The 16,981-nt window shown below is 63.5% G+C and carries 16 protein-coding genes; 9 read left to right on the top strand and 7 right to left on the bottom strand.

The genetic code is table 11. The features are described from left to right. Nucleotides 1-96: 96 nt before the first annotated feature. Nucleotides 97-624 carry a gamma-glutamylcyclotransferase gene (locus G6N73_RS20475; RefSeq protein ID WP_165030955.1) on the bottom strand — a complete coding sequence of 176 codons (528 nt, stop codon included), beginning with the start codon at nucleotides 622-624 and terminating at the stop codon, nucleotides 97-99. Between the two features lie 112 nt (nucleotides 625-736). Here G6N73_RS20475 and G6N73_RS20470 point away from each other — a divergent pair, with 112 nt between their 5' ends. Further along, on the top strand, nucleotides 737-1,729 hold the full coding sequence (locus G6N73_RS20470) for a DUF2125 domain-containing protein (protein WP_165030953.1): 993 nt from the start codon (nucleotides 737-739) through the stop codon (nucleotides 1,727-1,729). A gap of 15 nt (nucleotides 1,730-1,744) precedes the next feature. Here the strand turns inward: G6N73_RS20470 and G6N73_RS20465 are convergent, their stop codons facing one another. Next, nucleotides 1,745-2,647: a lipid kinase gene (locus tag G6N73_RS20465; RefSeq protein ID WP_165030951.1), complete on the bottom strand. Its 903-nt coding sequence runs from the start codon at nucleotides 2,645-2,647 to the stop codon at nucleotides 1,745-1,747. Between the two features lie 227 nt (nucleotides 2,648-2,874). On the opposite strand from G6N73_RS20465, the gene G6N73_RS20460 reads away from it, so the two are divergent. Both G6N73_RS20460 and G6N73_RS20455 read left to right on the top strand, forming a co-directional pair. After that, a complete protein-coding gene (locus tag G6N73_RS20460) occupies nucleotides 2,875-3,747 on the top strand; it encodes a LysR family transcriptional regulator (protein ID WP_165030949.1) in 873 nt (290 codons plus the stop codon). Nucleotides 3,748-3,831: 84 nt separating this feature from the next. Continuing rightward, nucleotides 3,832-4,440 (top strand): glutathione S-transferase family protein, encoded by a 609-nt coding sequence (locus G6N73_RS20455; RefSeq protein ID WP_165030947.1) that lies wholly within the window; start codon nucleotides 3,832-3,834, stop codon nucleotides 4,438-4,440. A 22-nt stretch (nucleotides 4,441-4,462) separates the two neighbouring features. Here the strand turns inward: G6N73_RS20455 and G6N73_RS20450 are convergent, their stop codons facing one another. From G6N73_RS20450 to argH, 5 genes are all read right to left on the bottom strand, one after another. Further along, nucleotides 4,463-4,858, bottom strand: a complete 396-nt coding sequence (locus G6N73_RS20450; protein WP_165030944.1) for a glyoxalase superfamily protein — start codon at nucleotides 4,856-4,858, stop codon at nucleotides 4,463-4,465. An 85-nt stretch (nucleotides 4,859-4,943) separates the two neighbouring features. Further along, nucleotides 4,944-7,508, bottom strand: coding sequence for a TIGR02302 family protein (locus tag G6N73_RS20445; RefSeq protein WP_165030943.1), 2,565 nt, complete (start codon nucleotides 7,506-7,508; stop codon nucleotides 4,944-4,946). 108 nt (nucleotides 7,509-7,616) lie between these two features. Then, nucleotides 7,617-8,882, bottom strand: a complete 1,266-nt coding sequence (lysA, locus tag G6N73_RS20440; RefSeq protein WP_165030941.1) for a diaminopimelate decarboxylase — start codon at nucleotides 8,880-8,882, stop codon at nucleotides 7,617-7,619. Between the two features lie 52 nt (nucleotides 8,883-8,934). Beyond that, nucleotides 8,935-9,141 carry an LPS translocon maturation chaperone LptM gene (lptM, locus tag G6N73_RS20435; RefSeq protein ID WP_165030939.1) on the bottom strand — a complete coding sequence of 69 codons (207 nt, stop codon included), beginning with the start codon at nucleotides 9,139-9,141 and terminating at the stop codon, nucleotides 8,935-8,937. Nucleotides 9,142-9,211: 70 nt separating this feature from the next. Beyond that, a complete protein-coding gene (gene argH, locus G6N73_RS20430; RefSeq protein ID WP_165030937.1) occupies nucleotides 9,212-10,612 on the bottom strand; it encodes an argininosuccinate lyase in 1,401 nt (466 codons plus the stop codon). A gap of 38 nt (nucleotides 10,613-10,650) precedes the next feature. On the opposite strand from argH, the gene tlpA reads away from it, so the two are divergent. The 6 genes from tlpA (at nucleotide 10,651) to G6N73_RS20400 (ending at nucleotide 16,981) form a co-directional block, all read left to right on the top strand. Further along, the gene (gene tlpA, locus G6N73_RS20425) at nucleotides 10,651-11,340 is read left to right on the top strand and encodes a thiol:disulfide interchange protein TlpA (protein WP_165030935.1); all 690 of its coding nucleotides are present in this window, start codon (nucleotides 10,651-10,653) and stop codon (nucleotides 11,338-11,340) included. Between the two features lie 217 nt (nucleotides 11,341-11,557). Next, nucleotides 11,558-12,868 (top strand): sn-glycerol-3-phosphate ABC transporter substrate-binding protein UgpB, encoded by a 1,311-nt coding sequence (ugpB, locus tag G6N73_RS20420; protein ID WP_165030933.1) that lies wholly within the window; start codon nucleotides 11,558-11,560, stop codon nucleotides 12,866-12,868. Nucleotides 12,869-13,012: 144 nt separating this feature from the next. Continuing rightward, nucleotides 13,013-13,897 carry a sn-glycerol-3-phosphate ABC transporter permease UgpA gene (gene ugpA / locus G6N73_RS20415; RefSeq protein ID WP_165030931.1) on the top strand — a complete coding sequence of 295 codons (885 nt, stop codon included), beginning with the start codon at nucleotides 13,013-13,015 and terminating at the stop codon, nucleotides 13,895-13,897. Nucleotides 13,898-14,059: 162 nt separating this feature from the next. Then, on the top strand, nucleotides 14,060-14,908 hold the full coding sequence (ugpE, locus tag G6N73_RS20410; RefSeq protein WP_165030929.1) for a sn-glycerol-3-phosphate ABC transporter permease UgpE: 849 nt from the start codon (nucleotides 14,060-14,062) through the stop codon (nucleotides 14,906-14,908). 4 nt (nucleotides 14,909-14,912) lie between these two features. After that, nucleotides 14,913-16,058 carry a sn-glycerol-3-phosphate ABC transporter ATP-binding protein UgpC gene (gene ugpC, locus G6N73_RS20405; RefSeq protein ID WP_165030927.1) on the top strand — a complete coding sequence of 382 codons (1,146 nt, stop codon included), beginning with the start codon at nucleotides 14,913-14,915 and terminating at the stop codon, nucleotides 16,056-16,058. Between the two features lie 221 nt (nucleotides 16,059-16,279). Next, nucleotides 16,280-16,981 (top strand): DUF7946 domain-containing protein, encoded by a 702-nt coding sequence (locus G6N73_RS20400; protein WP_165030925.1) that lies wholly within the window; start codon nucleotides 16,280-16,282, stop codon nucleotides 16,979-16,981.

The following is a 16,981-nucleotide window of genomic DNA, read 5'->3' as shown; positions in this document are numbered from 1 at the left end:
GTGTATAGTAACATCGGAAACACGATTTAACAACGCAGCTCTCAGGTTCGCCGATTTAGGCAGGTATTCTTCTAAATCTTTATACCGAGATCAGATTCAATCTGGATCGACAGCCAGCCTCTTGCCCACCGCCTCCAGCCAGTGATCCCTGATGTCCAGCGCCTCCAGATGCTGGAGCGTGTTCAGCACATAATCCTCGTTCGGCCCCGACTGGCCGACCGAGCCTGAGACGATCGAGGCGGCGTGCGCTTCGTCGAGGTCGCCGGCATATTGCTCGTGGGTGCGGTCGACTATGTAGGTTACCGCCTGCGCGATCCCGCCATCGGCAAGCCGCACGGGAAGTGTGCGTTCGAGATAGACGCTGGTGGGCAGTTCGCGCTCGCGCAGATAGGCGAGCACCTCGCCGCGCAACTCGCCGGGTACCCGGAAGGCGAGGCCGACGCAGGAGCCGCCGCGGTCCAGCCCGAGCACCAGGCCGGGCCGCGCGGGCGTGCCGCGATGCACGAAGGAGCGCACGCAGAGCGAGCGGCGGAAGCCGAAAAGCCGGGCGCGCTGCGTTTCCACATGGGCGAAACCGGGACGCCAGATCAGCGAGCCATAGCCAAAAACCCAAAAATCGCCCATATCGCCAAGCCAACTCCGACCGAAGCATCGTTCAGCCCATACGTAATGCATGATTACGAAGCGTGGGAATGGGATTTCCCGAACACGCCGAGACAAAGGATAGAGCCACAGCATGCCGTCACCCGACAGGAAAAAGCCCAATTACAGCCGCCGCTTCTTCTGGCTCGGCGTATTCATCGTCGTGCTTTTCGGCGGCTACAGTCTCGGCTGGTTCTGGCTCGCCGGCAGGCTGGAGGCGGAGGCGAAGACCGCGATCGCCGCGCTCAACCGCGACGGCGTTCAAGCCGACTGCGTCAACCCGACCGCGCGCGGCTATCCGTTTCGCATCGGCCTTTACTGCGACAGCATCGCGTTTTCGGATGCGGCGCAGGGCATCAGCCTCTCGGCTGGAAGCTTCCGCTCGGCCGGCCAGATCTACGATCCGATGCGGCTCGTCGCCGAACTCGATGGCCCGGCAAGCATAGGCAGCGCCAAGGCCGGCGCCTTCGCGCTCGACTGGGAAAATCTGCGCGCCAGCGCCCGGCTTTCGACGCCGCTGCCGCAGAGGCTGTCGCTCGAAGGCGTCCGGCTGAAGGCTGCGACGGCCGATGGCGCGCCGCTGCTCGCCGCCGAAAATTTTCAGGCGCATATGCGGCCCAACGAGCAGAACCTCGACCTCGCCGGCAGCTTCAGCGGCCTGGCGCTCGATGCGAGCCTGCTCGACGGCCGCCAAATTCCACCGCTGTCGGGCCAGTCCGACATCACCATCAATGACGGCGTCCGGCTGCTCGGCGAAAGGGTGAAGGATCTGCGCGGGCAGTCGGGCACGATCCGCGAACTGGCGCTGTCCACCGGGGAGAAGACCGGCGTGACGCTGAGCGGGCCGTTCTCGGTCGACGATGCCGGCCTGATCGACGCCAATCTGAACATCACCATCCGCGACCCGAAGGGGTTGTCGGCGGTTCTCGGCGAGGCGGTTCCCGAAAAACGCGATCAGATCGAGCAGGCTTTTTCCGGACTGGCGATGCTCGGCGACGCGCCATCGCTGCCGCTGAGGATCGCCAAGGGCAGAGCGACGCTCGGCTTCATCCCGCTCGGCCAGATTCCGCCGCTGCCGGCCCGATAGGGAGCGCAGACTGCCTTACGTCGGCTGTCCCTTTGGCGGCGCGAACACCGAGATCGCCTTCGGCCGGATGCGGAAATGCGCCGGGGTGTAGGTGCTGAGCTCGCCATCCGTATTGACAGCCCTGCGGCGGCTGGTGCGGATCGTCACCTCGGTGGTCTGGAAGGCGCGCACATCGTTCCAGCGGCCATGCGTGCCCTTTCTCAGGCTCGGCAGCAGCGCCAGCAGACGCCACCAATGGTCGACCTCGAGGCTGTAGAAATCGAGCTTGCCGTCGTCGGCGGTGGCGGTTTCCTCCACGGTCATGCCGCCGCCATAATGACGGCCATTGCCGACGGAAATCTGCATGGTGCGGAGCCGCTCGGTGGTTCCGTCATGGTCGAGATGGGCGGTGAACAGCCGCGACCGCGCCAGTATGCGCGCCGCCATGATGGCGTAGCCGAGCTTGCCCCAGCGCTTCTTGGCGTGCTCGGTCAGGTCGCTCGCCAGTTCCGCGCTGAAGCCGATGCTGGCGACGTTGAAGAAGAAATGCCCGTTGACCTCGCCGAGATCGATCGGCCGCGGCTCTCCGGCGGCGATCAGTTCCGCGGCCTTGACCGGATCGGCCGGAATGCCGACCGTGCGGGCGAAATCGTTCGCCGTGCCGAGCGGGAGAACGCCGAGCGGCAGGCCGGTGTCGACCAGCCCGGGCGCTGCGGCATTGAGCGTGCCGTCGCCACCGCCGACGATGACGAAATCGCATTCGGCCCTGTGCGCCCTGATAAGGTTGGAGATGGTTTCGCCCTCGCCGACCTTGACCTCGGTCGCGGCGATGCCGCGCTCTTCCAATACCTTCACCGCCGAGGCGATCGAGCCTGTGCCGCGCCGGGCGCGCGGGTTGACGATGAGCAGGGCCCGCTTCAGGGCTTTGGGCTTTTTCAAGGGATTCCGCCGTGACTGTTAAAGGACGACGGTAGATAGGGGTGAGATGCGGCTGAAAAAAGTGCGCGCCGTCTGATCGGCTCAGGAACGCACCCCGCCAAAAAAGAACCCGCGGCCGGTTGCGGCAGCGGGCCTGAGTGAGGAGTGGCCATTGTCGTCCGTCGATTGACATGTCGCAAACGAATAGGAATGATGCCTGTCATCAGTATTCCTTATGATGCGTGGGCATGGGCATTCATCTCGACAGCGATCTTTTGCAGACATTCGTGGCCGTCGCCGAGACCGGCAACTTCACGCGCGCCGCCGACCAGGTCAGGCGCACGCAGTCCGCGGTTTCCATGCAGATCAAGCGGCTGGAGAAAACGATTGGGGCAGCGCTTTTCGAGCGCGGTTCGCGCGGCGTGCTCCTCACCCGCAAGGGCAGCGAACTGATCGCCAATGCGCGCCGCATCGTGGCCCTCCTCGACGAGACCGCGGCCTCGCTCCATACCGCGCCGCTTGACGGGCCGGTGCGGATCGGCATTCCGGAAGAATACAGCTATGCGATCCTGTCGCGGGCGCTCAACGCCTTTTCGAGGCAGCATCCGAAGGTCGAGATCACGGTCAGATACGCGCATTCGGCCAGCCAGAAGGCGGCGATCGAGAGCGGCGAGCTCGATCTCGCGGTCGTCTTCGAATGGCAGGATTATTCGGATGGAGAAGTGCTGATGCGCGACCCGACCGTCTGGGCCACCTCGACGCTGCACTCCGCACACGAGGAGACGCCGCTGCCGGTGGCGCTCTACAGCCGCGCCGGCTGGTGCAAGGATTTCGCCATCAAATCGCTGGAGCAGCGCGGCCTCGCCTATCGCGTCGCTTATACCAGCGACACCACCGGCGGGCTGAAGCTCGCCGTCGCTTCCGGCCTCGCCGTGGCGCCGGTTTCGCGCAGCAACATTCCCGCCGACTGCCGCGAACTTACAGCGGCCGACGGGTTCGGCGACATCGATTCCTCCAACGTCGTGCTCCACCGCGCCTCCGGCGCGCGCAGCGAGGCCATTGACGGCATGGCCGACGCCATTCGCGAGGCGTTTTCCTCGCGAGTGATCGCCGCCGGCTAAGCCTCCCGACATTTATCCTGACAAAATGTTGTCAGGAGCGGTCTGCTATATCTGCATCGTCGAGTTGCTTGGGAGGAGACGACGATGATCAAATTCTACCATGCGCCCTGGTCCCGCTCGTCCAGTGTCCACTGGCTTCTGGAGGAATTGGGCCCGCCGTTCGAGATTGAGCCGGTGGACATACGCGCGCCAGGCGGCGTGCCGGAGAGCTATCGCGAGATCCAGCCCAACAAGAAGGTGCCGGCCATCGACGATGACGGCACGGTCGTTACCGAGCGAGCCGCGATCTGTCTCTATCTCACCGAAAGATTCCCTGAGGCCGGGCTGGCGCCAGCGGTCGGTGACGACAACCGCGCAACCTTTTTGAGTTGGCTGGTCTATTGCGATTCCGTGTTCGACCCGTGCATCGCGGCGCGGGCGAAGGGCTGGGAATATGTCAGCAACGATTTCTCGTTCGGCGCCTTCGACGACATGGTCCGCAATCTGGAAAGGACGCTCTCCGCGCGGCCCTACATCGCCAGCGAAAAATTCACCGCCGCCGACACCCAGCTCGGCAGCGGCATCCACTTCGCCACCCACATTCTCGGCGTGCTGCCGAAGAAACAGGTCTTCGACGATTATCTCGGCCGGGTCACCGCCCGCCCGGCCTTCCAGCGCTTCATGGCGAAGGACGCGGCAGCGATGGGCGGGTGAGTAGGCCCATGGCCGGATTGGCTCACTCCGGCTTGGGCCGGCGCTGGTATTCCGCCGTCTCCTCGAAGAAATGAAGCCGGTTGCCGAACGGATCGGTGACCGAAACTTCACGCGTCTTCCACGGCGTCTCCTCCAGGCCGGGGTTGGCGAAGCGATAGTCGCTGGCCCGCAATTCGCGATGCAGGCCTTCTATGTCCCCGACGCGGATGCGAATGGCTGAGCCTGGCGAGGCGTCGCCATGGTGCTCGCTCAGATGCAGCGCGCAGCCGTCGCGCGCGACTTCCATGTAGAGCGGAAAGTTCTCGCCGAAGCGGTGTTCCCACTGCACCTCGAAGCCGAGGAAGCCGACATAGAATTCGCGCGCCTTGTCGATGTCGAAGATGCGCAGGATGGGCGTGACCGCGCCGAGGGTGGGCATGGGCGATGATCCTTGGATTTTTACTGGATGCCGGGTCGGGTTCAGGTCAGGCGAGTCGCCATTTGCAGGCAGACCCCACCTGAATTCAATTCAGCTCCAGCAGCCGCTCGAGATATTCCTTCTCCAGCGCCGGCGACAGCGCGTTGCCGAGCCGCTTGCGGATGGCTTCTAGGATCTGGCGGGCGCGCTGCACGTCGATCTCGTCCGGAACCTCGACCGAATTGCCGAAATCCGGGCCGGTGGTGGCGCGCGGGCGGCCGAGCGGGTCGCGATCGGCGTTCTGCTGGCGTCCGCCTTCCTGGCCCTCGCCCTGGTCGCCCTGCATGGCCTGCTGCATCTGCTGCATCATGTCCTGCGCGCCGCGGCGCAGCGCTTCCAGCGCGCGGCCCTGCTCGCCGACAGCGCGCTCGCCTTCGCCTTCGCCGAGCGCGCCTTCGGCCTCGCCCATCGCCTCGCCGGCCTCGCCGAAGCCCTCGCCGGGTTGGATGCCCATGCCTTCGAGGCCCTTCATCAGGCTTTCAAGATCGCCCTGCAACTGGCCCTGGCCTTCCTGAAGCTGCTTCATCGCCTCGGCGAATTCCTCGGGCGTCATGCCAGGCTGCTGCCCCTGTTCGCCCTGCTGGCCCATCTCGCCTTCGCCCTGTTCGCCATTCTGTCCGCGCTGCTGCTGGCCGCGCTGCATCTGGTCCATGCGGAAGGTCTCGTTCATCATCTCCTGCTGGCGGCGCATGATCTCGCCGAGCTTGTCCATCTGCTGGCGCATCTCGCTCTGCTGGCCGTTCTGGCCCTGCTGCTGGCGGCCGGCCTGCAGATTGTTCATCATGTCCTGAAGCTGCGCCAGAAGGTCCTTGGCCTGTTCGCGGTTGCCTGATTTCGCCAGATTCTCGATCTGGTCCATCATCCGTTCGAGATCGCTCTGGCGCAATTGCTGACCGGGCCGCATCTCCGGCATAGCCAGATTGGGGTCGCGCGCGGCGCGCTCGGCGAATTCGCGCAGGAATTCGTTCATCGCCTCGCGCAGTTCCTTCATCAGCTTGTCGATTTCCTCGTCGCTGGCGCCGTCCTCCAGCGCCTGCTTCAGCGCTTCCTGCGCCTGGCGCAGCCGCTTCTCCGCCGCCGAGAGGTCGCCGTCCTCGATCTGCAGCGCCATTCCCCAGAGATAGTCCGCCACCTCGCGCAACTGGTCGTCGGTCGACGCCATTTTGAGCTTGGTTCGGCCGGTCATGATGCCGAGATAGTGCGACAGGTTTTCGAACGTGTCTTCCGGCCGCAGCGTGACCGCGTCGATAAGCTCGATCACATAGGGCACGCGGTTGGCGTCCAGCGACAGGATCTTGCGCCATTCAACGACCGCTTTTGCAAGCGGATTGGAGAAGGGTCGCTCCGGCAGCGTGATCGACTTGGTCTCGCTGGTCGCCTCCTGGCCGGCATGGTCGACCGCCTTCAGCGTCAGTTCCACGCCCGATCCGGCCCAGACATGCTCGGTCAGATCCCGGTTCGCCTTGCCGGCGACGCTGCCGCGGCGCGGAATGGCCAGCGGCATTTCCGGCGCCTTGTAGAGCGGCCGCGCGCCTTCGGCGGGCTTTTCGGTAAGCGCGAACTCGGCCTTGGCGGAGGCTGCGCCGTAATCGTCCTCGATTTCATAGTGGAGTTCGAACGCGCCGTTCACCGCGCGCTTCGGCTCGTCGGAGAAGCGGATCACCGGGGCCTGGTCCGGTATCACGGCGAAGGCCCAGCTTTCGAGCTCGTCCTCGCCCGAGCGCAGCGCCAGAACGCCGTCGCTGGCAAGCTTCGCTGCGAACTGCCGTGCTCCGGCGTTGACGCTGTCGGCAACCGGCTTAGGCGCATCGGCTGCTGGCGCGCCGGCAGGCGCGATTTCGCGCATGTTGCCGGCTGCGTCGGTGAACACCAGGGCCTCGTCGCCCGGGCCGCCGGTCACGCGCAAAGTCAGATCGCTGCCTTCCGGCACCGTCACCGGGCCTTGTGCGCGGTCGGCGTCGGCGGTCAGGAATATGGGCGCCTTGCCGGTATAGGAAGGCGGCGTCACCCAGGCGTCGATGCGCGGCGGGATCGTCTCGCGCGCCGCATGCGCCCTGAAACCGTCGCCGAGGCTGCCGCCGAAGGGCCCGAACGAGAAGGCGAAAGCGACGAAGAGCAGCAGGGCGGCGGCGGCGCGGATGCCCCACGGGTCGCGCTCAGGCACGCGGGTGCGCGGCAGGTCGCCGCCGACCCCGCCGAGACGCTCGGCCATGCGTCTCTGGTGCTCGCGCCACAGCGCCTGCGAAAAATTGGTTTCCTTGCCGCTCGGCCGGTCCGTCTGCACCAGCACGGGCGTGTGCAGCAATTCGTTGGCTGCTTCGATGCGGCGGTCGATCTCGGCCGGCGTCGGCTTTTTGAAGAAGCGCAGCGGATAGAGCGAAGCCAGCGCTGCCAGCGCCAGCAGCGCCATCACCGCGAAGCGGGCCATGTCGGGCATGATCCGGAAAACGCCAAGCCAGGAGAGGCTGACGAACAGGCTGACCGTCACCGCCAGCGGCAGGATCAGCGGCCAGCCGCGCTCCACCACCATCGCGGTCCAGACCGCCACCCGGGTGCGGGCCAGCCGTCCGGCAAAACCGTGCTCGTTCCTGTCTGCGGGCGCTTCTGCCATCGGCCCTTCCAGCATTAGCCGCGCGGGAGCGCGCGGCCTACGACTCAAAAGATAGCAGCAAACACGGCAAAGGCGAGGCGACTGGCGAAAACGTGATTGGAAGGAAGATCAAAACCAGTCCGGTACGGAATCCAGCCCGATCAGCTCGTCATAGCTCTGGCGCGGCCGCACGACGTGGAACGCGTCGCCCTTGACCAGCACTTCCGGCACCAGCAGCCGGGTATTATAGGTGCCTGCCTGCACCGCGCCATAGGCGCCGGCAGTGCCGATGGCGATCAGGTCGCCGGCCTTCAGCCGCGGCAGGTCGCGGTCGTGGCCGAGATAGTCGCCGGTTTCGCAGACCGGCCCGACAATGTCGGCTGTCATGCGCGGCGCGTCGGCGGGCTGGCGCACCACCGGCCGGATGTCGTGGAAGGCGTCGTAGAGCGTCGGGCGCACCAGATCGTTCATGGCCGCATCGACGATCAGGAAGTTCTTGGCGTCGCCTTCCTTCACGAAGATCACCTGCGAAACCAGTATACCGGCATTGCCGACAATCAGCCGGCCCGGCTCGAACATCACCTTGAGTCCGAGATTTCCCACATGCTTCTTCACGATCTGCGCATAGGCGTCGGGCAGGGGCGGCGGCGAATTGTCGGTGCGGTAGGGGATGCCAAGCCCGCCGCCGAGGTCGATGTGCTCGATGGCGTGGCCGTCCGCCTTCAGCGTGCCGACCAGTTCGACTAGAAGGGCGAAGGCGTCGTCGAACGGTTGCAGGTCGGTGATCTGGCTGCCGATATGGGTGTCGATGCCGGCGACTTTTATGCCCGGCAGTCCTGCGGCGCGGGCATAGACCTGCCGGGCGCGCTGCCAGGGGATGCCGAACTTGTTCTCGGCGCGGCCGGTCGAGATCTTCTTGTGGGTCTTCGCGTCGACGTCCGGATTGATGCGCAGCGAGACCGGCGCGATCTTGCCGGCGGCCACCGCGCGCTCGGAAAGCAGTTCCAGTTCCGGTTCGGATTCGACATTGAAGCAGAGGATGCCGGCGGCAAGCGCGAAATCCATCTCGCGCGAGGTCTTGCCGACGCCTGAGAACACGATCTTTTCCGGCGGGATTCCGGCCGCCAGCGCGCGCCGCAATTCACCTTCCGAAACCACGTCGGCGCCGGCGCCGAGCTTTGCCAGTGTCGTCAGCACCGCCTGGTTGGAATTGGCCTTCAGGGCGTAGCATACGAGCGAGTCCAGCCCCTCGAAAGCCTTGCGGAAGACATTGAAGTGCCGCGTCAGCGTCGCCGTCGAATAGCAGTAGAACGGCGTCCCCACCGCCTGCGCGATGTCGGGCAGGGCGACGTCCTCGGCATGCAGCACGCCGTCGCGATAGTCGAAATGGTTCACTGTCTTTTGTCCCGGACAGGAAAAGCGATGAAATTCGGCCGGCTATGCAAGCCTAAAGCAGCGGGTCGAGGATGAACGGCTTGTCCTTGACCGGCGGCTGCGGCTCGGGCGGCACCGGTTCGTTGGCTCTCTCAGCCTCCTTGCGGGCGTCGATGGCGGCCTGGTAGGGCGTATCCAGCGGCGCCTTGCGCCCGCACGCGGAAACCGCGCCGAGCGCCGCCAGAAGCACCAAAATCGTCAAAATCCTGCTTCCGGTCATCACGCATCCGTCCCGAGAAAATCAGCCTGCCGCTTGTAGCGAAGTTTTTTTGCCATTGCACCCCGGCAAATCACGCCTTGCCGAGCCGCTTCTTCCAGTAGCGTATCTGCTTCCTCACCTCGGCGGGCGCGGTGCCGCCGAAGGATGTGCGGCTCTTCACCGAATTCTGCACCGACAGCACCGAAAACACGTCGTCGGTTATGCCGGGATGAACCGACTGCAGATCCTTGAGGCTGAGCTTTTCAAGCCCGAGCTTCCTTGACTCGGCCAGCGCCACGGCACGGCCGGTCACGTGGTGCGCTTCGCGGAAGGGCAGGCCGAGCGTGCGCACCAGCCAGTCGGCGAGGTCGGTCGCGGTCGAATAGCCCGAGCCGGCCGCCTTCTTCATCGCCGCCTCGTTGATCTCCATGTCGCCGACCATGCCGGTCATCGCCGCCAGCATCAGGTCGAGCGTCTCGGCGGCGTCGAACACGGCTTCCTTGTCTTCCTGCATGTCCTTGGAATAGGTCAGCGGAAGCCCCTTCATCACGGTCAAGAGCCCGATCAGATGGCCGTTAACCCGGCCGGTCTTGGCGCGCACCAGTTCGGCCGCGTCCGGGTTCTTCTTCTGGGGCATGATGGAAGAGCCGGTCGAAAAACTGTCCGACAGCCGCACGAAGCCGAATTGCGGCGTCGACCAGATGACGATCTCCTCCGCCAGCCGCGACAGATGCGTCGCGCAGATCGCTGCGATCGACAAAAACTCCAGCGCGAAATCGCGGTCGGAAACGCTGTCCAGCGAATTGCGGGTCGGTTCGCGAAAGCCGAGCGCCTTCGCGGTCATCTGCCGGTCGATCGGGAAGCCGGTGCCGGCCAGCGCGGCAGCACCCAGCGGGCTCTCGTCCATCCGCTCGATGGCGTCGCGCATCCGCGAAAGGTCGCGCGAGAACATCTCGATATAGGCCATGCAATGGTGGCCGAAGGTCACCGGCTGCGCGGTCTGCATGTGGGTAAAGCCCGGCATGACGGTCGCGGCATGGTGCTCGGCGCGCGTCAGGAAAGCGGCGATCAACCCTTTCAGCGCCTCGGCGACGCGATGCAGCTCATCCTTGACCCACAGCCGGAAATCCAGCGCCACCTGGTCGTTGCGCGAACGCGCCGTGTGCAGGCGGCCCGCCGCCGGCCCGATCAGTTCGGCCAGCCGCGCCTCGATGTTCATGTGGATGTCCTCGAGCCGGGTCGAGAATTCGAAATCGCCGGCCTCGATCTCTGCCAAAATCGTGTTCAGCCCGTGAGCGATTTTCTCTTGATCCTGGCGCTCGATGATGCGCGTTTCAGCCAGCATCTCGGAATGCGCGATCGATCCGCGAATGTCCTGGGCGTAGAGTTTTTTGTCGAAACCGATCGAGGCGTTTATCGCCTCCATGATCGCGGCCGGACCAGAGGCAAAACGTCCGCCCCACATGGCGTTGCTGGCCTTCTTGTCGCTCATCGTGCTAATCGGGCTCCGGAGATTAAGATTGAACTGAAATGGCTGATCGAAAGAAACTGATACCTGTCCCGCGGCTGCTGGCCGTGGCCGCGCTTGCGGGGGCGTTGGCAGGCGCCGTGGCGGTATATGTCAGCGCGACCCTGTCTGGCAACAACGCCCCGCCATCGGCTGCGGGCGCGGTCGTCAACGCCGACGCCAATTCCAAGCTCTGCGCCGCAAAGGCCGATCGCGCCAAGACGGTAGCGGCGGCCGCTACCGGCGAAGTCGCGGCGATGCTGCCGGCCGATCCGCCGCAATCGCTCAAGACGCTCGCCTTCAATGCGCCGGACGGCAACGCCATGACCGTCGCCGACCGCGCCGGCAAGACCCTGCTGGTCAATCTGTGGGCGACCTGGTGCGCGCCATGCCGCGCCGAAATGCCGGCGCTCGACGCCCTGCAGAAGGAATTGGGCAGCGAAAAATTCGAGGTGGTGGCGGTCAATGTCGACACCGGCGATGACGCCAAGCGGAAGAAGTTCCTGGCCGACACCGGCGTGGAGGCGCTCGGCTACTACCGCGACAATACGATGGCGACTTTCGAGGAACTCAAGATGCGCGGCCTGGCGCTCGGCCTGCCGGTCACGCTGCTGGTCGACGGCGAAGGCTGCCTGCTCGCCCACATGAACGGCCCGGCCGAATGGTCGAGCGACGACGCCAGGAAGCTGATCGGTGTGGCGATCGGCGGCTGACACACGGTTCCCGATGTAGCGCTGCCTCAACTCCGCCTCATCACGGGCGGGGTCAGCAGGCCCCTGCGCGCCTTCTTATGCCTGCCGAAACGAACTCCAACCGAAATGCACATGAAAATTCACGAAGCGGCAACAAAACCGTTGTCTCACTGTCACAATCGACCGATACTCCCCCTGCGAGACCAGCCATCTTGCCAACCATAAACGGGAGAGAAACATGAAATTTCAAGGCCTTGCGGCCGGTGTAGCCGCCGCCGTCACTTTGCTTTCGACATCGTCCGCATTCGCCGTCACCGAAATCTCCTGGTGGCATGCAATGACCGGCGCCAACAATGAGGTCGTCGATACGCTGTCAAAGGAATTCAACGAGAGCCAGAGCGAATACAAGGTCGTTCCGGTGTTCAAGGGCACCTATCCCGAGACGCTGAATGCCGGCATCGCCGCCTTCCGCGCCAAGCAGCCGCCGCACATCATGCAGGTGTTCGATGTCGGCACCGGCGTCATGATGGCCGCCGAAGGCGCGGTCAAGCCCGTCGCCGAGATACTCTCCATGGGCGGCAAGCAGTTCGACAAGAGCCAGTACCTGCCGGGCATCGTCGCCTATTATTCGAAGCCGGACGGCACCATGCTATCCTTCCCCTACAACTCCTCCTCGCCGATCCTCTATTTCAACAAGGACATTTTCGAGAAGGCCGGCCTCGACGTGAACAATCCGCCGAAGACCTGGCCGGAAGTCTGGGAGGCCGCGCGCAAGATCAAGACCAGCGGTGCTGCGTCTTGCGGCTACACCTCGACCTGGCTGACCTGGATACATCTCGAAAACTTCACGGCCTGGAACAACCAGCAATACGGCACCAATGAAAACGGCCTGGCCGGCGTCGATGTCGAGCTGAAGATCAATTCGCCGGTGTTCGTGAAGCACTTCCAGGCGCTCGCCGACCTCGCCAAGGAAGGCGTGTTCCGCTATGGCGGCCGCACTTCCGAAGCCAAGCAGATTTTCCTGGCCGGCGAATGCGGCATCTTCACCGAATCGTCGGGCGGCCTCGGCGACATCGTCAAGTCGGGCATGAATTACGGCATCGGCCAACTTCCCTATGATCCGGAAGTCACTGGCGCGCCGCAGAACACCATTCCCGGCGGCGCCAGCCTGTGGGTCTTCGGCGGCAAGTCCGACGAGGAATACAAGGGTGTGGCGGCCTTCTTCGACTTCCTGTCGCAGACCGAAATCCAGGCCCGCCTGCACCAGGTGTCCGGCTATCTGCCGGTGACGCTCACGGCTTACGAGGAAACCAAGAAGTCCGGCTTCTACGAAAAGAACCCAGGCCGCGAGACGCCGATCAACCAGATGCTGGGCAAGGAGCCGACCGAGAATTCGCGCGGCGTGCGCCTCGTCAACCTGCCGCAGGTGCGCGACATCCAGAACGAGGAATTGGAGAAGATGCTGGCCGGCGAGCAGACGGCGCAGCAGGCGCTCGACAATGCCGTCTCGCGCGGCAACGCAGCGATCCAGCAGGCGATCGGGAACTGAATTAACTCTGCAACGTCGAAACTGGCCCTCACGCTGGCGACCCCTCGCCCCGTCCTGAGCTTGTCGAAGGATAACGGGGAGAGGGTACGGGTGAGGGGCGGCGCCATCGTTTCAGGATCTGCACATCGCGACTAAAGGTTTCTTTTGTCCCCACGCGTCGTCTTCCCCAACAAGATCCTGCCATACCTGCTGCTCGCGCCGCAGCTCGCCATCACGCTGGTCTTCTTCTACTGGCCGGCGAGCCAGGCCCTCTACCAGTCGATGCTCAGGGAAGATCCGTTCGGGCTGAAGTCGCAATTCGTCTGGTTCGACAATTTCGCCCGCGTGCTCGCCGATCCAAACTACCTGAATTCGGTTAGGGTCACCGCGGTGTTTTCAATCGCTACCGCCGCGGTCGCCATGGTCACCGCGCTTTTGCTGGCCGTCATGGCGGACAAGGTCATTCGCGGCCGCGGACTCTACCGCACGCTGATGATCTGGCCCTACGCGGTGGCGCCGGCCATCGCCGGCATGCTGTGGCTGTTCCTGTTCAACCCGTCGATCGGTACGCTGGCCTATGGCTTGCGTTGGCTCGGCATCGCCTGGAACCCGCTGCTCGACGGCGGCGACGCCATGGTGCTGGTGGTCGCGGCCGCCTCCTGGAAGCAGATCAGCTACAATTTCCTGTTCTTCGTGGCCGGGCTGCAGGCTATCCCCAAGACGCTCATCGAAGCCGCGGCGATCGACGGGGCGGGGCCGACCAAGCGCTTCTGGACCATCGTCTTCCCGCTGCTTGCGCCGACAACCTTCTTCCTGCTGGTCGTGAACACAGTCTATGCGTTCTTCGACACGTTCGGCATTATTCACGCCGTCACCGGCGGCGGTCCGGGCAAGGCCACCGAGACGCTGGTCTACAAGGTCTACAATGACGGTTTCGTCAATCTGATCCTCGGCGATTCGGCCGCGCAGTCGGTGATCCTGATGGTCATCGTCATTGCGCTCACCGCCATTCAGTTCCGCTACGTGGAAAAGAAGGTGCATTATGGGTGAGGCGCGTTCTTTACCCTCCCCCTTGCGGGGAGGGTCGATCCGCGAAGCGGAGCGGGGTGGGGGTGACGACGAAGTTCTCCGTCTTCCAAGAACCCGGCATTCTTCGCGAGCCCCGACCCGGCGCTGCGCGCCGAACCTCTCCGCAAGGGGGAGCGTATTCCCATGACCGAATCCTACCCCCTCCGCACCTTCATCGGGCATGCGGTGCTGATCCTCGGCATCCTTATCGTCGCTTTCCCGATCTACTACACCTTCGTCGCCTCGACGCATTCGCTGCAGACCATCCTGCGCCCGCCACTGCCGCTTCTCCCGGGCGACAGGTTCGTCGAAAACTATTCGGAGGCGCTGTTCGGCGGCGTGGGGCGCATCGGCGGCGTCTCGGTCGGAACGCTGCTCTTCAACACCACCGTGATGGCGCTCGGCATCGCGCTCGGCAAGATCTGCATCTCCATCCTGTCTGCCTATGCGATCGTGTTCTTCCGCTTCCCGCTCAGGATGACATTCTTCTGGCTGATCTTCATCACGCTGATGCTGCCGGTCGAGGTGCGCATCCTGCCGACCTATAAGGTGATGGTCGATTTCGGCCTGATCGACACCTATGCCGGCCTCATCATCCCAATCATCGCCTCGGCCACCGCCACGCTGCTGTTCCGCCAGTTCTTCCTCACCATTCCGGGGGAACTGGTCGAGGCCGCGCGAGTGGACGGCGCAGGGCCGTTCCGCTTCTTCAAGGATATCCTGCTGCCGCTGTCCAAGACCAATATTGCGGCGCTGTTCGTCATCCTGTTCATCTACGGCTGGACGCAATATCTCTGGCCGCTGCTCGTCACCAACCGCAACGACATGAACACCATCGTCATCGCGCTCCGGAAGATGATTTCCTTCGCCGACGCCGACACCGAATGGCACCTGGTCATGGTCACCTGCATGCTGGCCATCGTGCCGCCAATTCTGGTGGTGGTGCTGATGCAGCGCTGGTTCGTGCGCGGCCTTGTCGATACGGAGAAGTAAGAGCGTGGCGACAGTCGACTTGAAGGACGTCAAGAAGATCTACGCTGGAGGCGTCGAAGCGGTGAAGGGCGTCTCCATCGCCATTCCCGACAAGGCGCTGTGCGTGCTGGTCGGCCCGTCGGGCTGCGGCAAGTCCACGCTTCTGCGCATGATCGCCGGGCTGGAATCGATCTCGGCCGGCACTGTCTCGATCGACGGCAAGGTGGTCAACGCGATCGGGCCGACCGAGCGCGACATCGCCATGGTGTTCCAGAATTACGCGCTCTACCCGCATATGAAGGTCTACGACAACATGGCCTACGGCCTGCGCAACCGCGGCACGCCCAAGGACGAAATCGACAAGCGGGTGCGCGAGACGGCAAAGACGCTGGAGCTTTCCGCCCTGCTCGACCGCCGCCCGCGCGAGCTGTCCGGCGGCCAGCGCCAGCGCGTGGCCATGGGCCGCGCCATCGTGCGCAACCCGAAGGTCTTCCTGTTCGACGAGCCGCTCTCCAATCTCGACGCCAAGCTGCGCGGCCAGATGCGGGTCGAGATAAAGAATTTGCAGCGCGCGCTCGGCGTCACATCCGTCTATGTCACGCATGACCAGCTCGAGGCGATGACGCTCGCCGACCAGCTGGTGGTGATGAATGCAGGGCTCGTCGAACAGATCGGCGATCCGCTCGACATCTATGAAAAGCCGGCCTCCACCTTCGTCGCGAGCTTCATCGGCGCGCCGCCGATGAACCTTTTGGCGCTCACGCGCGGCGGGGCAGGTCGGATGCCGGCCGGCTCTCCGGAAGAGATGGCCGCCGTCGGCCACGGTTCAGCCGCTGGCTCAACAGCCCTTGCTTCCGCAGCCCCGATGCTGACCGACGGTTCTGTTGTCCCATTCGCGCCGCAAGCCGCCGCCACGCTCGGCTTCCGCCCGGAAGACGCCGACGTCACCCATGGCGCGGAAGCCCCGGGCGGAGCATTGGCCATTCCCGCCGCCGTCGAAGCGGTCGAGCCGGTCGGCGCCGAAAGCTTTCTGTACTGCGCCGCTGCCGGAACACGCATCATCGTGCGCGTCCATGGCCGCGCCACCGCCAGACCGGGCGACCAGCTACGGGTCGTAGTCCGGGCGGAAAAGCTGCACTGGTTCGATCAGGCGGGAAAACGGGTGGGATAGGAAGCGCGCCAAGCGCCCTCGTGGTTCGATCGTTCGATGGGCTCACGGCTCACCATGAGGGCGACTGATGCCTCGCTTCGTCTTCGGCGTTTCAGAATATGGCGCGGCGACCCCAAACCCCCCTCATGGTGAGCCGCGAGCCTGCAATTCGTTCAATGTTGTAGATTCAACTTTGCTACTGTAGCTTGTAGATTCGCGAAAGGGCAAATTGGGGGTAGTACATGCTTCTGGACGTGAAATTTGAAGGTAATCTTGCTGATCTGCATAAATTGCCCGCATATGATGGTACCCAAAGCTTGGTTGGGATAACACGCACAATCCTCATAGTTGCAAACTATATCGTTGAGGGGAAGGTTCGAAGGAGAGAGTTTGGCAATGTTCCTCTGACTTTTAATCTTATCGCTCAGAAGCCAGGGAGTTTCGAATCTCTTTACGAGGTTGATTGGCAGGCCGCAGCAATTGTCGGAGCTCTTGGTGCCGGAGTAGCCGGCAACTTGCTGACGGATTTGCTGAAAGCCATCTACAGTCGAGCTACCGGCGTGGCTGTTGCTGATGAACCGGAGAATATTCGAGCACTAGAGGCTACAAGGGGTGGCGATGTCGCCGCGCTGGTCGATGCAGTGGAGCCATCAATTCGATTGGGACATAATGTGATCAATCACGGTGCCATCACAATAAACATAAATAATGTCACCGAAAGGATGCAAATTGCTAACCTTAATCCAGGTACCAAGCGGTATGTCTGGGAGTCGGTTATCAATAACGAGATCCGCACAAAGCTTTTTAGTATCGGCAGCTTTAACGCTAACAACGGCACAGGTCGTGCATTTGATCTTGAGGAAGGCAGATCAATTGCTTTTGAATTGGAAAAGGATGTAGATCGAGAGAGTGTTAACGCACTACTGGTCAGCATAAATTCGTAG

It is taken from the genome of Allomesorhizobium camelthorni, from assembly GCF_011045125.1.
Taxonomy (GTDB): Bacteria; Pseudomonadota; Alphaproteobacteria; order Rhizobiales; family Rhizobiaceae; genus Allomesorhizobium; species Allomesorhizobium camelthorni.
This window is presented reverse-complemented; position numbering and strand designations above follow the sequence as displayed.